General features: G+C 63.8%; 19 protein-coding genes. 14 read left to right on the top strand and 5 right to left on the bottom strand.

The genetic code is table 11. The annotated features are described in order from the left end of the window. Window positions 1-81: 81 nt before the first annotated feature. A complete protein-coding gene (locus AC066Y_RS26005) occupies window positions 82-606 on the bottom strand; it encodes an A24 family peptidase (RefSeq protein ID WP_092119029.1) in 525 nt (174 codons plus the stop codon). 170 nt (window positions 607-776) lie between these two features. Beyond that, entirely contained in the window at window positions 777-941 is a 165-nt protein-coding gene (locus AC066Y_RS26000; protein WP_092119027.1) for a Flp family type IVb pilin, read from the bottom strand. 278 nt (window positions 942-1,219) lie between these two features. Between AC066Y_RS26000 and AC066Y_RS25995 the strand changes: the two genes are divergently transcribed. The 5 genes from AC066Y_RS25995 (at window position 1,220) to AC066Y_RS25975 (ending at window position 5,663) form a co-directional block, all read left to right on the top strand. Next, window positions 1,220-2,050 carry a sterol desaturase family protein gene (locus AC066Y_RS25995; protein ID WP_478276338.1) on the top strand — a complete coding sequence of 277 codons (831 nt, stop codon included), beginning with the start codon at window positions 1,220-1,222 and terminating at the stop codon, window positions 2,048-2,050. A 24-nt stretch (window positions 2,051-2,074) separates the two neighbouring features. Further along, window positions 2,075-3,523, top strand: a complete 1,449-nt coding sequence (locus AC066Y_RS25990) for a hypothetical protein (RefSeq protein ID WP_478276337.1) — start codon at window positions 2,075-2,077, stop codon at window positions 3,521-3,523. Between the two features lie 269 nt (window positions 3,524-3,792). Continuing rightward, window positions 3,793-4,299, top strand: coding sequence for a pilus assembly protein N-terminal domain-containing protein (locus AC066Y_RS25985; protein WP_478276336.1), 507 nt, complete (start codon window positions 3,793-3,795; stop codon window positions 4,297-4,299). A gap of 171 nt (window positions 4,300-4,470) precedes the next feature. Then, window positions 4,471-5,025 carry a TadE/TadG family type IV pilus assembly protein gene (locus AC066Y_RS25980; RefSeq protein WP_478276335.1) on the top strand — a complete coding sequence of 185 codons (555 nt, stop codon included), beginning with the start codon at window positions 4,471-4,473 and terminating at the stop codon, window positions 5,023-5,025. Beyond that, complete coding sequence (locus tag AC066Y_RS25975; protein WP_478276334.1) at window positions 5,022-5,663, top strand: TadE/TadG family type IV pilus assembly protein; 642 nt, start codon at window positions 5,022-5,024, stop codon at window positions 5,661-5,663. Before AC066Y_RS25980 ends, AC066Y_RS25975 begins: the two co-directional genes overlap by 4 nt. 158 nt (window positions 5,664-5,821) lie before the next feature. On the opposite strand, the gene AC066Y_RS25970 is transcribed toward AC066Y_RS25975, so the two are convergent. From AC066Y_RS25970 to AC066Y_RS25960, 3 genes are all read right to left on the bottom strand, one after another. Next, window positions 5,822-6,034 carry a cold-shock protein gene (locus tag AC066Y_RS25970; RefSeq protein ID WP_016842648.1) on the bottom strand — a complete coding sequence of 71 codons (213 nt, stop codon included), beginning with the start codon at window positions 6,032-6,034 and terminating at the stop codon, window positions 5,822-5,824. Window positions 6,035-6,301: 267 nt separating this feature from the next. Then, complete coding sequence (gene infA / locus AC066Y_RS25965) at window positions 6,302-6,595, bottom strand: translation initiation factor IF-1 (RefSeq protein WP_016842649.1); 294 nt, start codon at window positions 6,593-6,595, stop codon at window positions 6,302-6,304. A 24-nt stretch (window positions 6,596-6,619) separates the two neighbouring features. Next, complete coding sequence (locus tag AC066Y_RS25960) at window positions 6,620-8,050, bottom strand: DEAD/DEAH box helicase (RefSeq protein ID WP_478276333.1); 1,431 nt, start codon at window positions 8,048-8,050, stop codon at window positions 6,620-6,622. 532 nt (window positions 8,051-8,582) lie between these two features. Between AC066Y_RS25960 and urtA the strand changes: the two genes are divergently transcribed. The 9 genes from urtA (at window position 8,583) to AC066Y_RS25915 (ending at window position 16,699) form a co-directional block, all read left to right on the top strand. Then, on the top strand, window positions 8,583-9,911 hold the full coding sequence (urtA, locus tag AC066Y_RS25955; protein ID WP_092119009.1) for an urea ABC transporter substrate-binding protein: 1,329 nt from the start codon (window positions 8,583-8,585) through the stop codon (window positions 9,909-9,911). 198 nt (window positions 9,912-10,109) lie between these two features. Beyond that, the gene (gene urtB, locus AC066Y_RS25950; RefSeq protein ID WP_478276408.1) at window positions 10,110-11,705 is read left to right on the top strand and encodes an urea ABC transporter permease subunit UrtB; all 1,596 of its coding nucleotides are present in this window, start codon (window positions 10,110-10,112) and stop codon (window positions 11,703-11,705) included. Continuing rightward, complete coding sequence (gene urtC / locus AC066Y_RS25945; protein WP_478276332.1) at window positions 11,702-12,871, top strand: urea ABC transporter permease subunit UrtC; 1,170 nt, start codon at window positions 11,702-11,704, stop codon at window positions 12,869-12,871. Before urtB ends, urtC begins: the two co-directional genes overlap by 4 nt. Window positions 12,872-12,875: 4 nt before the next feature. Beyond that, a complete protein-coding gene (urtD, locus tag AC066Y_RS25940; RefSeq protein ID WP_050405363.1) occupies window positions 12,876-13,637 on the top strand; it encodes an urea ABC transporter ATP-binding protein UrtD in 762 nt (253 codons plus the stop codon). Between the two features lie 3 nt (window positions 13,638-13,640). Continuing rightward, window positions 13,641-14,336 (top strand): urea ABC transporter ATP-binding subunit UrtE, encoded by a 696-nt coding sequence (urtE, locus tag AC066Y_RS25935; RefSeq protein WP_478276331.1) that lies wholly within the window; start codon window positions 13,641-13,643, stop codon window positions 14,334-14,336. A gap of 51 nt (window positions 14,337-14,387) precedes the next feature. After that, window positions 14,388-15,323 carry an urease accessory protein UreD gene (locus AC066Y_RS25930; RefSeq protein ID WP_478276330.1) on the top strand — a complete coding sequence of 312 codons (936 nt, stop codon included), beginning with the start codon at window positions 14,388-14,390 and terminating at the stop codon, window positions 15,321-15,323. A 28-nt stretch (window positions 15,324-15,351) separates the two neighbouring features. After that, a complete protein-coding gene (locus tag AC066Y_RS25925; RefSeq protein ID WP_063695274.1) occupies window positions 15,352-15,654 on the top strand; it encodes an urease subunit gamma in 303 nt (100 codons plus the stop codon). Between the two features lie 9 nt (window positions 15,655-15,663). Next, entirely contained in the window at window positions 15,664-15,969 is a 306-nt protein-coding gene (locus AC066Y_RS25920) for an urease subunit beta (protein ID WP_038387566.1), read from the top strand. 175 nt (window positions 15,970-16,144) lie between these two features. Continuing rightward, window positions 16,145-16,699: an HD domain-containing protein gene (locus AC066Y_RS25915; protein WP_478276329.1), complete on the top strand. Its 555-nt coding sequence runs from the start codon at window positions 16,145-16,147 to the stop codon at window positions 16,697-16,699. The last annotated feature ends 1 nt before the right edge of the window (window position 16,700 follow it).

Here is a 16,700-nt window from a genome sequence, read left to right as displayed (position 1 = left end):
TGGGAGTTGACCAGCTATTCGTCAAAGCATGGTTAATGAGGCGTATCTAAATCGCCTTAACGCGCGGTTACCGCTGCTTTCTCAGCGCATGGCGAAGTGCGCGAGATCGATCGTCTTGATCCAGTCCGTCTCGGGATAGATCAGCAGGGCGCCGAGGGCGAGTGCGATGCCGTAGGGAATTCCGGTCTGCTTGTCGTGCAGGCGGCTGAGCCAGGCCTGGTTCGCGAGCGCATAGGGCAGCGGCCATTGCCGGAGCTGCAGCAGCAGCACCGTCAGCGCACCGCCGAACAGCGACGCGAAGACCAGATAGGGGAGCAGATGCTCGAACCCGAACCACAGGCCGGCTGCGGCCGCGACCTTGGCGTCTCCGCCACCGACCCAGCCCATCGCAAACATGCCGAATGCCACCACCAGAACCAGCGCGCCCGCGCCGGCATGGTTGAGGATCTCGTGCACGCCCATCCCGGTCAGCGGCGCCAGGACGAAGAAGCCGGCCGCCAGCGCCAGCGAGATTCGGTTCGGGATCGTCATGGTCAAGAGATCGCTCGCCGCCGCGAAAGCCATCAGGGCCGGAAACAACATCAAGCGTGCGATGTCGAGGATCATGGATTCATGCCGTCAAGCTGGAGCTGCGGTCGAGACCCGACGCTAGCGGCCAATGGTGAACAATCGGGAAAGGACGCCATGGTCGCCATCAAGGCGCCGACGGCCGGTCCGCCAAATAGCAAAGGTCCCGGGGGTGCCGGGACCTTTGATGTGAATTCGTCGGAACCGGCTTACTTCAGCGAGCTGGCGACCGTGTTGAAGGTGCCCGAGAGATTCTTGCCGACGCCGTTGACTGCCGCGATGATCGCGATGGCGATACCGGTGGCGATCAGGCCGTATTCGATGGCGGTCGCGCCCGATTCATCCTTCACGAAGCGCGAGACGAGATTCTTCATAAATAGCTCCTGTGTACACGTGGCTGGTCGAACTAGGTTTGGTCTCGCCGGCGTTCTCAGCACCGTGACCATTGCGGCACCCTACGGTTCGACAATTTCGGCGCGGTTAATTTGATCGTATAAACACACCGGGAACCCGCAGTTGTTGCGCACAGTAAATTTGGAATTAAGCGGACCGCTAAGATTGCGCATTGTTGCCGGGGCCCGCTATCGGCACCTGTTCACGGCTCCTTAAGCGCACATCTATACCCATGGGGCTTCCATCAAATGAGGCCGTCATGCCCAGCCTTCCCTTTGAAGTCATTGAGATGATCGGCCAGACGATGATGAAGGTGGTGCCGATCACGATCGCGCTGGCGCTGTTCTTCACGGTGCTCGCTCATTTCTGGGCCTGCAATCCCGGCAAGCCGTGGTGGCAGAAGCGGGAGCTGGTCACCGACATCTGCTACTGGTTCTTCGTGCCGGTGTTCGCCCGCGTGCTGCGCATCGGGCTCCTGGTGGTGGGCGCAGCCGTGGTGTTCAACGTTCACGACGCCGACGATCTGATCGCGTTCTACGAGAACGGACATGGCCCTCTGGCGCAGCTTCCGCTCTGGCTGCAGTCCATTATCTTCCTCGTCGCCTCCGATTTCATGCTGTACTGGCTGCACCGGATGTTCCACCGCGGCGAGTTCTGGAAGTACCACGCCATTCATCACTCCTCCGAGGATCTTGAATGGATCTCGGCGGCACGCTTCCATCCGGTCAATCTTCTGATCGGCACGATCACGGTCGATGTGATCCTGCTGATGGCGGGCATCTCGCCGAACATCATGCTGTGGGTCGGCCCGTTCACCACATTCCATTCGGCATTCGTGCACGCCAACCTGAACTGGACGCTTGGCCCGTTCAAATATGTGATCGCGACGCCGGTGTTTCACCGCTGGCATCACACCGGGCTCGAGGACGGCGGCGACACCAATTTCGCGGGCACGTTTCCGCTCTGGGATATTCTGTTCGGAACGTTCCGCATGCCCGAAGGCAAGCTTCCGGAAGATTACGGCGTCGATACCGAGCAGGGCGTGCCGTCCGAGATCGGCGGGCAGTTGGCCTATCCGTTCCGGCAATGACGCCGCCAGCCGGCCGGTGCGATCATGAGCGCTGAGACCGCGACCTTCCCGCGCGCGAAAACCTCCGTGTTCGCCGAGCTTCCGGCCTGGTTCTGGATGGCGTGCGGCGTCTATGCGCTGCTGCTGTTCGTCGGCGACAGGCTGCTCGCCGATTCCGACACCTACTGGCAGATTGCCGTCGGCCGCTGGATCCTCGACCATCGCACGCTGCCGTCCGTCGACATCTATTCGTTCACCAAGGCCGGTGAGCCGTGGGTGTCGTCGTCCTGGCTGGCGCAGGTTCTGTTCGCGAAGGCCTATGACCTCGCCGGGTGGACCGGCCCGGTGGTGCTGGCCGCCGCCTGCGCCGCTGCCAGCTTCGCGCTGCTTACCGCCATCCTCAGCCGCGCGTTGCCGACGATCTACGCGAGCCTGATCGCCCTTGCGGCGCTGGTTCTGACCTCCGGGCACCTGCTGGCACGTCCGCATGTGCTGGCGATGCCCATCATGATCGTCTGGGCGAACGGCCTGATGACCGCCAGCGAACGCCGCAAGGCGCCCTCGTTCTGGCTGCTGCCGCTGATCGCGCTGTGGGCCAATCTGCACGGCGGCTTTCTATTTGGTTTGGTGCTGGCCGGCGCATTTGCGCTCGATGCGATATGGAATGCCTTGCCGGCCCAGAGGTTGGCGCTGGCGCTGCGCTGGGCGGCGTTCGGCATCGGCGCTCTGGCTGCGTGCTGCGTGACCCCTTATGGCTGGGGCTCGATCCTCGCCTCGCTCAGGATTCTCGGCCTCGGTGAATTGTTGCATCTCATCTCGGAGTGGAGGCCGGCGACGTTCGGCGAGATCGACCCGTTTGGACTGTCGATCCTCGGCCTGCTCGGCGCTGCGCTTTATTGCGGGGCGAGGTTGCCGCTGCCGCGAATCATCCTGGTGCTGGGCCTGCTGCATATGGCGCTGTCCCATGTCAGAAACCTCGAGCTGTTCGCCCTGCTGCTGCCGCTGGCCGTGCTGACGCCGGTCGCCGCCCAGTTCGGGCTGCGTCGTGCCGCCAGCGCCGTCCGCCCGAGAGTTGCTCCGGCCGCGATCCTTATTGTCGGGCTTTGCGCGTGGACCGCAGTCGTTGCCGCGCGCCAGGTGATATCGCCGCCGCCGATCTATTCGCCGGCCGCCGCCGTTGACGCGATGAAGGCGCACAACGTCAAGCGCGTGCTCAACGATCTGCAGTTCGGCGGCTACCTGATCTGGCGTCAGATGCCTGTTTTCATCGACGGGCGCGCCGAGCTCTATGGCGAGGCGTTCGGCATGAGCCTGGCCCGCGCGCTTCAGCTGAAGGACGTCAACGGTTTCCTCAATCTGCTCGCGACCCATGACATCGATGCGGTGATGCTCGATCCGACCACGCCGGCGTCCAAATTGCTGGATCACATCGGAGGATGGCAGCGCCTCTACGCCGATGACCGCGTGGTCGTTCACGTCCGCGCCGCCAGTTGAAGCCGCCGCAGCCGCTGCTTTAGAGCTTCCTAAGATTGCCATAAGCGCACCTCGTCACGCCCAATGGCCGGACGACGGGATCGGCGACCGGATAGTCCTGCGCGAGGTACCGGACGGTCGGCCGATCCGCTCGGGAAGTCGTGACATCCGCGCAATTCGGCGGTCGATCTTTGCTCTTCCTAAATGAATTGCCGTCAGATTTGCCGGCGTCGGGCGCCGGTCCGCAGCGTATCGCCTTTGCCGGCCTGTTAAACGTCCCGGGGTAGAGTATGTCGTTTCAGTCCCAGCGTATTCGCGCCGTCGCGCGCATTGGATTCATCTCGATGGCCGCAGCCATGCTGCTGGGGCCCGCACTCGCAACGGCAGCGCCGGATCCTGACCGGATCGCGGTCAATGTCGATCAGGCCAAGCTCGTCAAGCTGCCCGGCGGCATTGCCACGATCGTGGTCGGTAATCCCCTGATCGCCGACGTCACCCTGCAGAATGGCGGGGTTGTCGTGGTCACCGGCAAGGGTTACGGCGCGACCAATTTCATCGCACTCGACCGCTCCGGCCAGGTGCTGGTGGATCGCCAGATCCAGGTCGAGGGTCCGACCGATCAACTGGTCACCGTCTATCGCGGCATCGATCGCGAGACCTATAGCTGCATGCCGGTTTGTCAGCGCCGCATCACCCTCGGCGATGGCGAGGCCTATTTCAACGCGACGATGGGCCAGGCCGGTTCGCTCAACAATCAGGCCACCGGCTCGGGCGGCGGCGCGAAGCCGCAGAACTGACGTGCGTCCGCTCGGGCGCTTCACACGCCGGGGCCTTGGCCGATCGCAGGCGGTTCGCCCGACATGCTTAATCAAGGCCTAACGGATCGGGTCGCTCTGTCTCGATCCGGCGAAATACTTCGACAATGACTCTTGGGTAGTTGTTGCCACCATGTTGATCCGGGGTCGTTGATGCCGCTGCCCGCTCATTCTTTTGCGCGCCTTCTCCGTCGCTTTCGCCGAAACCGCCGTGGTGTGACCGCGGTCGAATTCGCGCTGGTCGCGCCGCTGTTTTTCGGGCTGCTCTTTGCGATCATCGAAGTGGCAATGATCTTCTTTGCGAGCCAGGTGCTCGAGACGGTGACGCAGGATTCGTCTCGCTTCATCATGACCGGACAGGCCCAGGGCGCAAGCTATACCCAAGCGCAGTTCAAGAGCTACGTCTGTGGCCAGATCAATGCGCTGTTCGACTGCACCAACGGCGTCTATGTCGACGTCCGCAGCTATCCGTCTGCGACAGGCTTTAGCAGCGTCAACATCACGCCGATAACCGATCCCACCCAGGTGAAATGGTGTCCCGGCAAGGACGGCGACGTCGTGGTGGTCCGGCTGTTCTATCAATGGCAGCTGTTTGTCACCCAGCTGGGCTTCAACGCCTCGAACCTTTCCAATGGCAAGCGGCTCCTGATCGCGACCGCGACATTCAAGAACGAGCCATCCGGAACCGCCGGGGTCACTTGCTCATGAGCAAGGTCGTGAAAACCCTGTCTGCGGCCTTGCTGCGCTCGGTTGCTGCTCTCGCGCATGACCGCCGGGGCCTCGCCGCCGTCGAGTTTGCCTTTATCATGCCGCTGATGCTGGTGATGTTCTTCGGCACCGTCGAGTTTTCATCCGGTGTCGCGGTCGACCGCAAGGTCACGCTGATGGCGCGCGCCGCGTCAGATCTCACCTCGCAGGCGACGCAGGTGGTGGATGCGGACCTGCAAAACTTCTTCAGCGCCAGCGTCGGCATCATGACGCCGTACGATGCGTCACCGACCAAGGTCACGTTGTCGGAGATCTACGTCGACAACTCAAACATCGCGCGGATCCAATGGAGCAAGGCGGGGACGATCGCCTCGGGCGCCACGCAGGCCACGCTGACGGCCTCGACCCGCAGTCAGGGCGATATCGTGACAAGCATCGTTCCGCCGGCGCTGCTGGTTGGGGGCACCTATCTGATCTTCAGCGAAGTAAGCTACAAATACGTTCCGACGATCGGCTATGTGATGGCCAAGACCGGCATCAATCTCAGCGACGTTGCCTTTACGCGGCCGCGGCAGTCGGTTTGCGTCTTCTATGCCCCGACGTCCGCCACCATGCCGACGACCTGCTCGACTTTCTAGAGCGCTTTCGGGCGAAGTGGCTACCGCTTCGCGTGAAGAAAATGCTCGACGCCGCGCTGCCAGAGACGCGATCCAGACAAAAAGGGCCGCACCCGAAGATGCGGCCCTTGATGCTTTGACGACAATTTCCTGGAGCTTCGCGCTCCCGGGAAATCGGCTTATCCAGCGGCGCGCAGATTGTCGGCCGAGGATTTGCCGGAACGGCGGTCAGCAACGATCTCGTAGGAGATCTTCTGGCCTTCACGCAGAGTGCCAAGGCCGGCGCGCTCGACTGCACTGATGTGCACGAACACGTCGTTCCCGCCTTCATCCGGCTGGATGAAGCCGTAGCCCTTGGTCGCGTTAAACCACTTCACGGTTCCCATGCTCACGTGGGTAGTCCCTTCTCAGATATACAAGTTCAAGACCCGCTTGTCGGCGGGGTGGTGAGATCGAATTTTTGGAAGGGTCGTCAGCGTCTGAACCGGCTGTACCGGTATTGGCTAATGTCGTCCGGCCGAAAATCGATGGGTAGGATAATATTCGATAGAAGGCCTCAAAACAATCCTGACGTGCGCGATTTTTTGGCCGGCGCAGCCGCCGGCCATTTGTTGCGCAGGACATCACGACGTCTGCGCGTAACAGTTGCAATGCCCAACCTATCGGCGGCGGAACTGGCCGCCGCGCTGTGCGCCGCCCCGCGGCGGACCGCCGGGTGCGCCACTCGGACGTTCGTCCTTGTGCCGGAAAATCAGGCGGCCCTTTTCGAGATCGTAGGGCGACATTTCGATCGTGACGCGGTCGCCGGCCAGCGTCTTGATGCGGTTTTTCTTCATCTTGCCGGCGGTGTAGGCGACGATCTCGTGGCCGGCGTCGAGTTGCACCCGGTAACGAGCGTCGGGGAGGATTTCGGTCACCAGTCCTTCGAACTGGATCAGCTCTTCCTTAGCCATATGTTTCTCCAGATCGAGCGACGGCTAGTGCTTCGGTCGGTTGTTGCGGTTGGGTTGCGGATTCGGCCGGCTCTCGCGATGCAAGAAGGCGACGCCCTGAATGCCTTCGCTGCTGCCGGCCTGCGACGGACGCGGCGACTCGCCCCGGCTCGTCTGCGGCGCGGCATTATTACCACCTCCGCGGCGGCGGCGGCGAGGCCCTTTTGCACTCGGAGCGGCCTCATTCCCACGGACATTATGCGCGCGCGGCGCAGAGCGGCCGCCCCGGTGGGGGTGGGTCGCCGATGCGGGCGCGGCGGCCTCGCGGCTGCCAGGGGAGCCGCCTTGTGTGCGGCGGTCTTCCCGCGGCACGGTAATCCGGATCAGCCGCTCGATGTCGCGCAGATAGCCCATCTCCTCGGCGCCGGCGACCAGCGAGATCGCGATGCCGTCGGCGCCGGCGCGCGCGGTGCGGCCGATGCGGTGGACGTAGGTCTCCGGGATGTTGGGCAGGTCGAAGTTCACGACATGGCTGACGCCGTCGACGTCGATGCCGCGGGCGGCGATATCGGTCGCCACCAGCGTGCGGATCTCGCCGGAGCGGAATGCCGCCAGCGTGCGCTCGCGATGGTTCTGCGACTTGTTGCCGTGGATCGCATTGGCCTCGATGCCGGCCTTGGCAAGGCTCTTCACCACCTTGTCGGCGCCGTGCTTGGTGCGGGTAAACACCAGGGCGCGATTGACCTGCTCCTGCTTCAGAAGCTGGGCGAGAACCGTCGGCTTGGCCGCGAAATCGACCTGGATCGCGCGCTGGGCGATGCGATCCACCGTCGAGGCCACCGGCGTCACCGCCACGCGGGCGGGGTCGCGCAGCATCGCCTCGGCGAGCTCGGCGATGTCCTTGGGCATGGTGGCCGAGAAGAACAGCGTCTGCCGCCGGATCGGCAGCTTGGCGACGATTTTGCGGATGTCGTTGATGAAGCCCATGTCGAGCATGCGGTCGGCTTCATCGAGCACCAGGAACTCGACCTGGTTGAGCTTCAGCCCGTTGCTCTGCACGAGGTCGAGCAGGCGGCCGGGGGTGGCGACCAGCACCTCGACGCCCTGCATCAGGGAACGGACCTGGCGGCCCATCGGGACGCCGCCAATGGCGAGCGTCGAGGACAGCCGGACGTGGCGGCCATAGGTGTTGAAGCTGTCGAGGATCTGCCCGGACAGTTCGCGGGTCGGCGAGAGCACCAGCACGCGGCAGCTCTTGGGCTGCGGGCGGATGCGGTTCTCGAGCAGCCGGTGCAGGATCGGCAGCGCGAAGGACGCGGTCTTGCCGGTTCCGGTCTGGGCGATGCCGACGACGTCGCGGCCGGCAAGTGCGAGCGGGATGGTCTGGGCCTGGATGGGGGTCGGCGTGAGATAGTTTTCTTCTCGAAGCGCGCGGGCGATGGGATCGGCAAGGCCGAAATCCTGAAAGGAGGTCAAAAGGTGGTTCTTTCCATAAAAGCCATCATCGTCCCGGCCAGTATCGGCCGGAATCGCATGAAAGCATTCGGGGACACCCGCGTGTCTGGGGCGTCAAGCTGGGTTAGCTGAAAGGCGAGCCAGAAGCCGCTTGGGGCAGCTTGAACACGCAGCTCGCAAAGGCACCGCGATGTCGCGGGCATGGCGAGGATATGGACCAGGAACTGGGCGGTTTCAAGATGATATCGCCGGAATAGGCGCGCGGAATGCGCCGAACCATCGCGCAAACTGTCACAAATCGGTGCCGGAAATTTAGCCAAGAAGGTAATTATGCCTACAAAATGACCTGATTGCTCTTTCGGCAGTCAAGTTGACAGCTCAATGATTGAGCAATCGCTCTCCGTATTTGCCCGGAACTCGCGAAATTATCCAGTTGGTTCATCGGCTTACGGTGCCCACACACCGTGGCACAGTTCTTGCGATTCCCTTAACCGCAGGCGGCCAAGCGGCCGTTCGCAAGCGTTCCACGCCTGCGTCAGGGAGACGACATTTCATGCTTACTCAGCTTACTCACAAAATAACGACGATGACCCGCCGCCGCGCGCTCGCGGCGACCGCCGGCCTGGTTTTGGGTCTGGCTGCGTCCTCGCCGTTCGCGCCCGCTCAAGCGGCCGACGACACCATCAAGATTGGTATTCTTCACTCGCTGTCGGGCACCATGGCCATCAGCGAAACCACGCTGAAGGACACGATCCTTTTCCTGATCGACGAGCAGAACAAGAAGGGCGGCGTGCTCGGCAAGAAGCTCGAGGCCGTCGTGGTCGACCCCGCATCGAACTGGCCGCTGTTTGCCGAAAAGGCCCGCGAGCTGATCACCAAGGACAAGGTTGCGGTCGTGTTCGGCTGCTGGACCTCGGTGTCGCGCAAGTCCGTGCTGCCGGTGTTCAAGGAGCTGAACAACATCCTGTTCTATCCGGTGCAGTATGAGGGCGAGGAGTCCGAGCGCAACGTGTTCTACACGGGCGCGGCGCCGAACCAGCAGGCGATCCCCGCCGTCGACTATCTGATGAAGGAAGAAAAGGTGAAGCGCTGGGTGCTGGCCGGCACCGACTACGTCTATCCGCGCACCACCAACAAGATCCTGGAGGCCTATCTGAAGTCGAAGGGCGTCGCCCAGGACGACATCATGATCAACTACACGCCGTTCGGTCACTCCGACTGGCAGACGATCGTGGCCGACATCAAGAAGTTCGGCTCGGCCGGCAAGAAGACCGCCGTGGTCTCGACCATCAACGGCGACGCCAACGTTCCGTTCTACAAGGAGCTCGGCAACCAGGGCATCAAGGCGACCGACATCCCGGTGGTCGCGTTCTCGGTCGGCGAAGAAGAGCTCGCCGGCATCGACACCAAGCCGCTGCTCGGCCATCTCGCCGCCTGGAATTACTTCGAGTCGATCAAGACCCCGGCGAACGAGAAGTTCATCAAGGAGTGGCAGGCCTACACCAAGAATCCGAAGCGCGTGACCAACGATCCGATGGAAGCGCACTACATCGGCTTCAACATGTGGGTGAAGGCGGTCGAGAAGGTGAAGTCAACGGATCCGGACAAGGTGATCGACGCGCTTCCCGGCACCGAGGCGCCGAACCTGACCGGCGGCACCTCGAAGATGCTGCCGAACCACCACATCACCAAGCCGGTGTTCATCGGCGAGATCAAGGGCAACGGCCAGTTCGACGTGGTCTGGAAGACCCCGGGCCTGGTGGCCGGCGACGCCTGGTCGAAGGAGCTCGAGGGCTCCAAGGATCTGATCGGCGATTGGGTCGGCAAGAAGTGCGGCAACTACAACACCAAGACCAACAAGTGCGGCGGCCAGGGCTCCTGATACTGAGCTTGATAGGGAGAATTGCGAAGCGGTTTTCCCTCGCGACAAACGCGGAACGCGTTTGCGCGGATATCACGCTCAAACAAGACGCCTGACCTCAACAACGACACAACACAACCTTCCAACACCGGAGAAGGCGGCATTGCTCGCCGCCTTCTCCTCCACTCCTGCCGGGGTACTGACGTGTTTGCTATTTGTATTGATCGCTTTCGCACTCTGTTTCTCTCGATCCTGCTGCTGAGCTGCCTTGCTGTGCCGGCGCTGGCCGGCCCGTTCGAGGATTCGGTCGCCAAATTCGCCAATGACGAGTTCTCCGACACCGAGACTGCGATCGGCGAGGTTGCCGCATCGGGCAATGCGCTCGCTTCGCCCATCATCGGCGCGCTGCAGGACGGCCGGCTGTCGGCCGATCCGGACAGCAAGAAGGTCTTCATCACCCAGCCCGACGGCAAGATCATCGACGCCGCCACCGGCGCAGCCGTCGACAAGCTGCCGGACAACGCCGCCGCCGTTCGCCTCAACAACCGCCTGCGCCGCACCGTGGAGGCCGCGCTCGGCGGCCTGACGCTGCTGTCGCCGGATCCGGCCAAGCGGCTCGCGGCGGCGCAATCGGTGTTCAAGAGCCACGAGGAGGGCCTGCTGCCGACGGTGGAGGGCGCGCTCGCCAAGGAGAGCGTCAAATCGATCAAGCAGGCTTTCGCCGAGGCGCGCGCCGCCATCATCCTGTTCAAACCGGATGCATCGGACAGTGACAAGCTCGACGCCGTTGCTGTGGTCAAGGCCCGCGGCGACCAGGAGGCGCAGGCGCTGCTTACCGGACTCGGCGACCAGCCGCCGCTGGTCGCCAAGGCGGCGGCTACCGCGGTCACCTCGATCCAGAGCAATCTTGCGATGTGGTCGATGGTGCAGAACGCCTGGTACGGCCTGTCGCTCGGCTCGGTGCTGCTGCTCGCCGCGATCGGGCTTGCCATCACCTTCGGCGTGATGGGCGTCATCAACATGGCGCATGGCGAGATGGTGATGCTTGGCGCCTACACCACCTTCGTGGTGCAGGAGGTGATCCGCACCCGCTATCCCGGGCTGTTCGACTATTCGCTGCTGATCGCAGTGCCGCTTGCCTTCCTGGTCGCGGGCCTCATCGGCGTCCTGATCGAGCGCACCATCATCCGCTTCCTCTACGGCCGTCCGCTGGAGACGCTGCTTGCGACCTGGGGCCTGTCGCTGGTGCTGCAGCAGGCGGTGCGCACCGCGTTCGGCCCGACCAACCGCGAGGTAGGCAACCCCTCCTGGATGAGCGGCGCCTTCGAGCTCGGCCAGATCACCATCACCTATAACCGGCTCTGGATCCTCTGCTTCACGCTCGCGGTGTTCGCCATCCTGCTCGCGATGCTGCGCTACACCGCACTTGGGCTCGAGATGCGCGCGGTGACGCAGAACCGCCGCATGGCGGCCTCGATGGGGATCGCCACCTCGCGCGTCGACGCGCTGACCTTCGGCCTCGGCTCGGGGATCGCCGGCATTGCCGGCGTGGCCTTGTCGCAGATCGACAATGTCAGCCCGAATCTCGGCCAGAGCTACATCATCGACAGCTTCATGGTCGTGGTGTTCGGCGGCGTCGGCAATCTCTGGGGCACGCTGGTCGGCGCCTTCACGCTCGGCATCGCCAACAAATTCCTCGAGCCGGTGGCAGGTGCGGTGCTCGGCAAGATCGCGATCCTGGTGCTGATCATCCTGTTCATCCAGAAGCGGCCGCGCGGCCTGTTCGCGCTCAAGGGCCGGGCGGTGGAAGCATGACGCCGCACATCCTCACCCGTTCGCTCGACCGCGCCGCGACCGCGTTCGTGCTGCTCGTTGCCGCGGTCGGCGTGCTGATCCCGCTGTCCAACCTGCTGCTGCCGCAGGGCTCGATGTTCCAGGTGCCGACCTATCTGGTGGCGCTGTGGGGCAAATATGTCTGCTACGCCATCCTCGCGCTCTCGATCGATCTGATCTGGGGCTATTGCGGCATCCTCTCGCTCGGCCACGGCGCGTTCTTCGCGCTCGGCGGCTACGCGATGGGCATGTACCTGATGCGGCAGATCGGCAGCCGCGGCGTCTACGGCAACCCGATCCTGCCCGACTTCATGGTGTTCCTGAACTGGGACAAGCTGCCCTGGTACTGGTACGGCTTCGACAAGTTCTGGGTTGCCGCGTTGATGGTGCTGCTGGTGCCGGGCCTGCTCGCCTTCTGCTTCGGCTGGCTCGCCTTCCGCTCGCGGGTCACCGGCGTCTATCTGTCGATCATCACGCAGGCGATGACCTATGCGCTGCTGCTGGCGTTCTTCCGCAATGATTTCGGCTTCGGCGGCAACAACGGCCTGACCGACTTCAAGGACATCATCGGCTTCAACGTGCAGGCCGAAGGCACCCGCGCCGCGCTGTTCCTGCTGAGCTGCCTGGCGCTGATCATCGCTTTCCTGATCTGCCGCGCGATCGTGACCTCGAAGCTCGGCAAGGTCCTGATCGCGGTGCGCGACGCCGAAAGCCGGACCCGTTTCCTCGGCTATCGCGTCGAATCCTACAAGCTGTTCGTGTTCACGCTGTCGGCCTGCATGGCCGGTGTCGCCGGCGCGCTCTATGTGCCACAGGTCGGCATCATCAATCCGAGCGAGTTCGCGCCCGGCAATTCGATCGAGGCGGTGATCTGGGTCGCGGTCGGCGGTCGCGGCACGCTGATCGGCGCCGCGCTCGGCGCCGTCGTTGTCAATTACGCCAAGACGTTCTTCACCTCGGGGCCGCTCGCGCCGTACTGGCTGTTCATGCTGGGAGCGCTGTTCATCCTGGTCACGCTGCTGCTGCCGAAGGGCATCGTCGGCACCTTCAACAGCTGGTGGGAGACGTCAAAGGCAAAGAACGGCTCTCCTGACGCCGAGAGCGCCGCGCGCGAAGACGGCGTCGGCGCACCGAACCCGGCGGAGTAGGCTGATGAACGTCATGGATACCCGCGCCACTTCGGCCATGCTCTATCTCGACGGCGTGCACGTCTCGTTCGACGGCTTTCACGCCATCAACAATCTGTCGCTGACGCTCGCGCCCGGCGAGATGCGCGCCATCATCGGTCCGAACGGCGCCGGCAAGACCACGATGATGGACATCATCACCGGCAAGACCAAGCCGGACGAGGGCACCGTGCTGTTCGACGGCACCGTCGACCTGACCCGGCTCGACGAGACCCGGATCGCCGAGCTCGGCATCGGCCGCAAATTCCAGAAACCGACGGTGTTCGAGAGCCAGACCGTGCAGGACAATCTGCTGCTCGCGCTCAATGTCGATCATTCCGTGCGTGGCACGCTGTTCTGGCGCGGCAGCAAGGCCGAGTCCGAGCGCATCGACAAGGTGCTGGAGACCATCCGCCTGACCGATGCGCGCAACCGCCTCGCCGGCAGCCTGTCGCACGGCCAGAAGCAGTGGCTCGAGATCGGCATGCTGCTGGCGCAGGATCCCAAGGTGCTGCTGGTCGACGAGCCGGTCGCCGGGATGACCGATGTCGAGACCCATCTGACCGCGGAGCTGCTCAAAGAGATCAACAAGAACCACACCATCATGGTGGTCGAGCACGACATGACCTTCGTGCGCGAGCTCGGCGTCAAGGTGACCTGCCTGCATGAAGGCACGGTGCTCGCCGAAGGTTCGATCGACCAGGTGTCGTCGAACGAGCGGGTGGTCGAAGTGTATCTGGGGCGCTAGGCGATGCTGAAGGTCGACAACATCAATCTCTATTACGGCGCGGCGCAGGCGCTGCGCGGCGTGTCGCTGACCGCCGAGCCGGGCAAGGTCACCTGCGTGCTCGGCCGCAACGGCGTCGGCAAGACCTCGCTGCTGCGCGCCATGGTCGGCCAGTATCCGATCGCCTCCGGCGCGATCAATTTCGACGGCGAGGACATCACCGCGCTAAAACCCTATGAGCGGGCGCGGCGCGGCATCGGCTTCGTGCCGCAGGGCCGCGAGATCTTCCCGTTGCTGACGGTGGAGGAAAACCTCAAGACCGGATTCGGCCCGCTGAAGCGCGAGGACCGCAACATCCCCGACGACGTGTTCTCGCTGTTTCCGGTGCTGCAGACCATGCTGGGCCGCCGCGGCGGCGATCTCTCCGGCGGCCAGCAGCAGCAGCTTGCGATCGGCCGCGCGCTGGTGATGCGGCCGAAGCTCCTGCTGCTCGACGAGCCCACCGAGGGCATCCAGCCCTCGATCATCAAGGACATCGGCCGCGCGATTTCCTATCTGCGCAACCTCGGCAACATCGCAATCGTGCTGGTCGAACAATATCTCGACTTTGCCTGCGAACTCGGCGACAGTTTTGCCGTGATGGACCGGGGCGCGGTGAAATATGCCTGCGATCGTGCAAGCCTCGATCCCGCCGAGATCAGCCGCCAGATGGCGCTGTGAAGTTGATGTGACGCCGCCGCGCGCGTCGTGGGTTAAGGGAGCGTCGGGGGAATGCGGACCGGGATCGCAGGCGCGGCAGCGGCAACGTTTGCGGCAAACCGCGCTCAAGGCGCGGTCAGGTTCGGCGTGCATCGCAAGGATGGGGCCACCCGCCGCGGCGACCTGCATGAGTCAGGCTCGTTGCGCGTCCGTTTCCCGTCGCCGGAGGACGACGGTCTGTCGGCGATGTTCGTCAACACCGCCGGCGGCATTGCCGGCGGCGACCGCTTCGAGATTGCGATCGCGGCCGGAGAGGGCGCCCGCCTGACCCTGACCACGGCGGCCGCCGAAAAGGTCTATCGTGCTCCGGCAGCGTTTTCGAGCGAAGTGGATGCCGGTTCGCGTGAAGAAAACGCGTCCAAACAAAATGAGGGCCTGGAGCGATCCAACCGGATCGCACCAGGCCCGGCAGCCGCGGCGCGGCTTGACATCGCGCTGAAGGTCGCTGATGGCGCGCATCTCTCCTGGCTGCCGCAGGAGACCATCCTGTTCGACCGCGCCCGTATTCATCGCCGCTTCGACATCGACCTGGCTGAAGGCGCTTCGCTTTTGCTGTGCGAGATCGTGGTGTTTGGCCGTGCCGCGATGGGCGAGACCATGCGCCATGGCGAGTTCGTCGACCGCTGGCGGATGCGGCGCGGCGGCAGGCTGGTGTTTGCCGAGACCATCCGCCTCGACGGCGAGATCGGCGAGAAGCTGGCACGGCCTGCAATCGCAGGGGGCGGCTGCGCGATCGGCACCGCGCTGATCGTGCCGGGCGACGGGGCGCTGGTCGAGCGCATCCGCGCGGCGTCTGACAGCTTCGGCGCCGAGGTCGGCATCTCCGCCTGGAATGGCTTTGCAATGGCGCGCTTCTGTGCCCAAGATGCGGCCCGGTTGCGCGCCGACATGATGGCGGTGCTCGGCCGCGCCTCCTTGGTGCCGCTGCCGCGGCTGTGGCTCAACTAGACCTTTCAAGAACGATCAGAGTGCTCGCATGAATTTGTCTCCCCGCGAAAAGGACAAGCTCCTGGTATCGATGGCCGCCATGGTGGCGCGCCGCCGGCTCGAACGTGGCGTCAAGCTGAACCATCCCGAAGCGGTGGCGCTGATCACCGATTACATCGTCGAGGGCGCGCGCGACGGCCGCACCGTCGCCGAACTGATGCAGGCGGGCGCCAAGGTCTTGACCCGCGCGCAGGTGATGGACGGCATCCCGGAGATGATCCACGACATCCAGGTCGAGGCGACATTTCCCGACGGCACCAAGCTCGTCACCGTGCACGAGCCGATCCGATAGGAGCGCGACATGATCCCCGGCGAACTCTTCATCAAGGACGGCGAGATCGAGCTCAATGCCGGCCGCAAGACCGTGACGCTGTCGGTCGCCAACACCGGCGACCGCCCGATCCAGGTCGGCTCGCACTATCATTTCTTCGAGACCAACCCGGCGCTGAAGTTCGACCGCAAGAAAGCCCGCGGCATGCGCCTCGACATCGCCGCCGGCACCGCCGTCCGCTTCGAACCCGGCCAGACCCGCGACGTCCACCTCGTGGCACTCGCCGGCAAGCGCGTGATCTACGGCTTCCGCGCCGAGGTGAAGGGGAAGCTTTGATTGTAATCTAAGCGACGAGTGTGATGGTGATGGTCGTTAGTGAGGTGAGCACTCCGGTCAGGCTCCCTCCCCCCTTGCGGGGGAGGGTTGGTGAGAGGGGTAAGCCCCAGGCGCCGGCAGAAATTATTTCTCGATGCCATACCAATCGCAATTGCGACGGGAGCGCCGCAACCTGATGCTTCCCGCGCTTTGCATGGTCTCCGAAGCCGCCGAGCTTGCCGCGCGCCGTCACAACGGCATGGCGCGCAAGGGGCGGGGGAATGAGCCTTACATCAACCATCTGGCCGAGGTCGCGAACCTGCTGGCGCAGGTGACTGACGGCGCCGATGCCGAGCTGGTGGCGGCCGGCTGGCTGCACGACACCATCGAGGACACCGAGACCACGCGAGAGGAGCTCGCGCAAAAGTTCAGCGAACGCGTTGCCGCGCTGGTGGTCGAATGCACCGACGACATGAGCCTGCCAAAGGCTGTGCGTCGGCAAAAGCAGATCGAGGATGCTCCGCACAAATCGCCCGGCGCCAAGCTGATCAAGACCGCCGACAAGATCAGCAATATCGGCGCCCGGATCGTGCCGCATCCAGGCAAGGACGAGCGCGACGATCTCGCCGATTATGCGGCCTGGGCCGACAAGGTCGTTGCCGGTTGCCGGGGGATCAATCCGCGGCTCGACCGCATTTTCGATGACACTATCGCGCGCGCCAAGGCCGCGCTGGCTGAAACTGGGGGCTGAC

This window comes from Bradyrhizobium sp. USDA3010 (assembly GCF_056429065.1).
This window is presented reverse-complemented; position numbering and strand designations above follow the sequence as displayed.

What these genes read in the sequence shown, in the direction of transcription:
- AC066Y_RS26005 (WP_092119029.1), bottom strand. Translation starts at nt 606, where the DNA reads ATGATCCTCGACATCGCACGCTTGATGTTGTTTCCGGCCCTGATGGCT.
- AC066Y_RS26000 (WP_092119027.1), bottom strand. Translation starts at nt 941, where the DNA reads ATGAAGAATCTCGTCTCGCGCTTCGTGAAGGATGAATCGGGCGCGACC.
- AC066Y_RS25995 (WP_478276338.1), top strand. Translation starts at nt 1,220, where the DNA reads ATGCCCAGCCTTCCCTTTGAAGTCATTGAGATGATCGGCCAGACGATG.
- AC066Y_RS25990 (WP_478276337.1), top strand. Translation starts at nt 2,075, where the DNA reads ATGAGCGCTGAGACCGCGACCTTCCCGCGCGCGAAAACCTCCGTGTTC.
- AC066Y_RS25985 (WP_478276336.1), top strand. Translation starts at nt 3,793, where the DNA reads ATGTCGTTTCAGTCCCAGCGTATTCGCGCCGTCGCGCGCATTGGATTC.
- AC066Y_RS25980 (WP_478276335.1), top strand. Translation starts at nt 4,471, where the DNA reads ATGCCGCTGCCCGCTCATTCTTTTGCGCGCCTTCTCCGTCGCTTTCGC.
- AC066Y_RS25975 (WP_478276334.1), top strand. Translation starts at nt 5,022, where the DNA reads ATGAGCAAGGTCGTGAAAACCCTGTCTGCGGCCTTGCTGCGCTCGGTT.
- infA (WP_016842649.1), bottom strand. Translation starts at nt 6,595, where the DNA reads ATGGCTAAGGAAGAGCTGATCCAGTTCGAAGGACTGGTGACCGAAATC.
- urtA (WP_092119009.1), top strand. Translation starts at nt 8,583, where the DNA reads ATGCTTACTCAGCTTACTCACAAAATAACGACGATGACCCGCCGCCGC.
- urtC (WP_478276332.1), top strand. Translation starts at nt 11,702, where the DNA reads ATGACGCCGCACATCCTCACCCGTTCGCTCGACCGCGCCGCGACCGCG.
- urtD (WP_050405363.1), top strand. Translation starts at nt 12,876, where the DNA reads ATGAACGTCATGGATACCCGCGCCACTTCGGCCATGCTCTATCTCGAC.
- urtE (WP_478276331.1), top strand. Translation starts at nt 13,641, where the DNA reads ATGCTGAAGGTCGACAACATCAATCTCTATTACGGCGCGGCGCAGGCG.
- AC066Y_RS25930 (WP_478276330.1), top strand. Translation starts at nt 14,388, where the DNA reads ATGCGGACCGGGATCGCAGGCGCGGCAGCGGCAACGTTTGCGGCAAAC.
- AC066Y_RS25925 (WP_063695274.1), top strand. Translation starts at nt 15,352, where the DNA reads ATGAATTTGTCTCCCCGCGAAAAGGACAAGCTCCTGGTATCGATGGCC.
- AC066Y_RS25920 (WP_038387566.1), top strand. Translation starts at nt 15,664, where the DNA reads ATGATCCCCGGCGAACTCTTCATCAAGGACGGCGAGATCGAGCTCAAT.
- AC066Y_RS25915 (WP_478276329.1), top strand. Translation starts at nt 16,145, where the DNA reads ATGCTTCCCGCGCTTTGCATGGTCTCCGAAGCCGCCGAGCTTGCCGCG.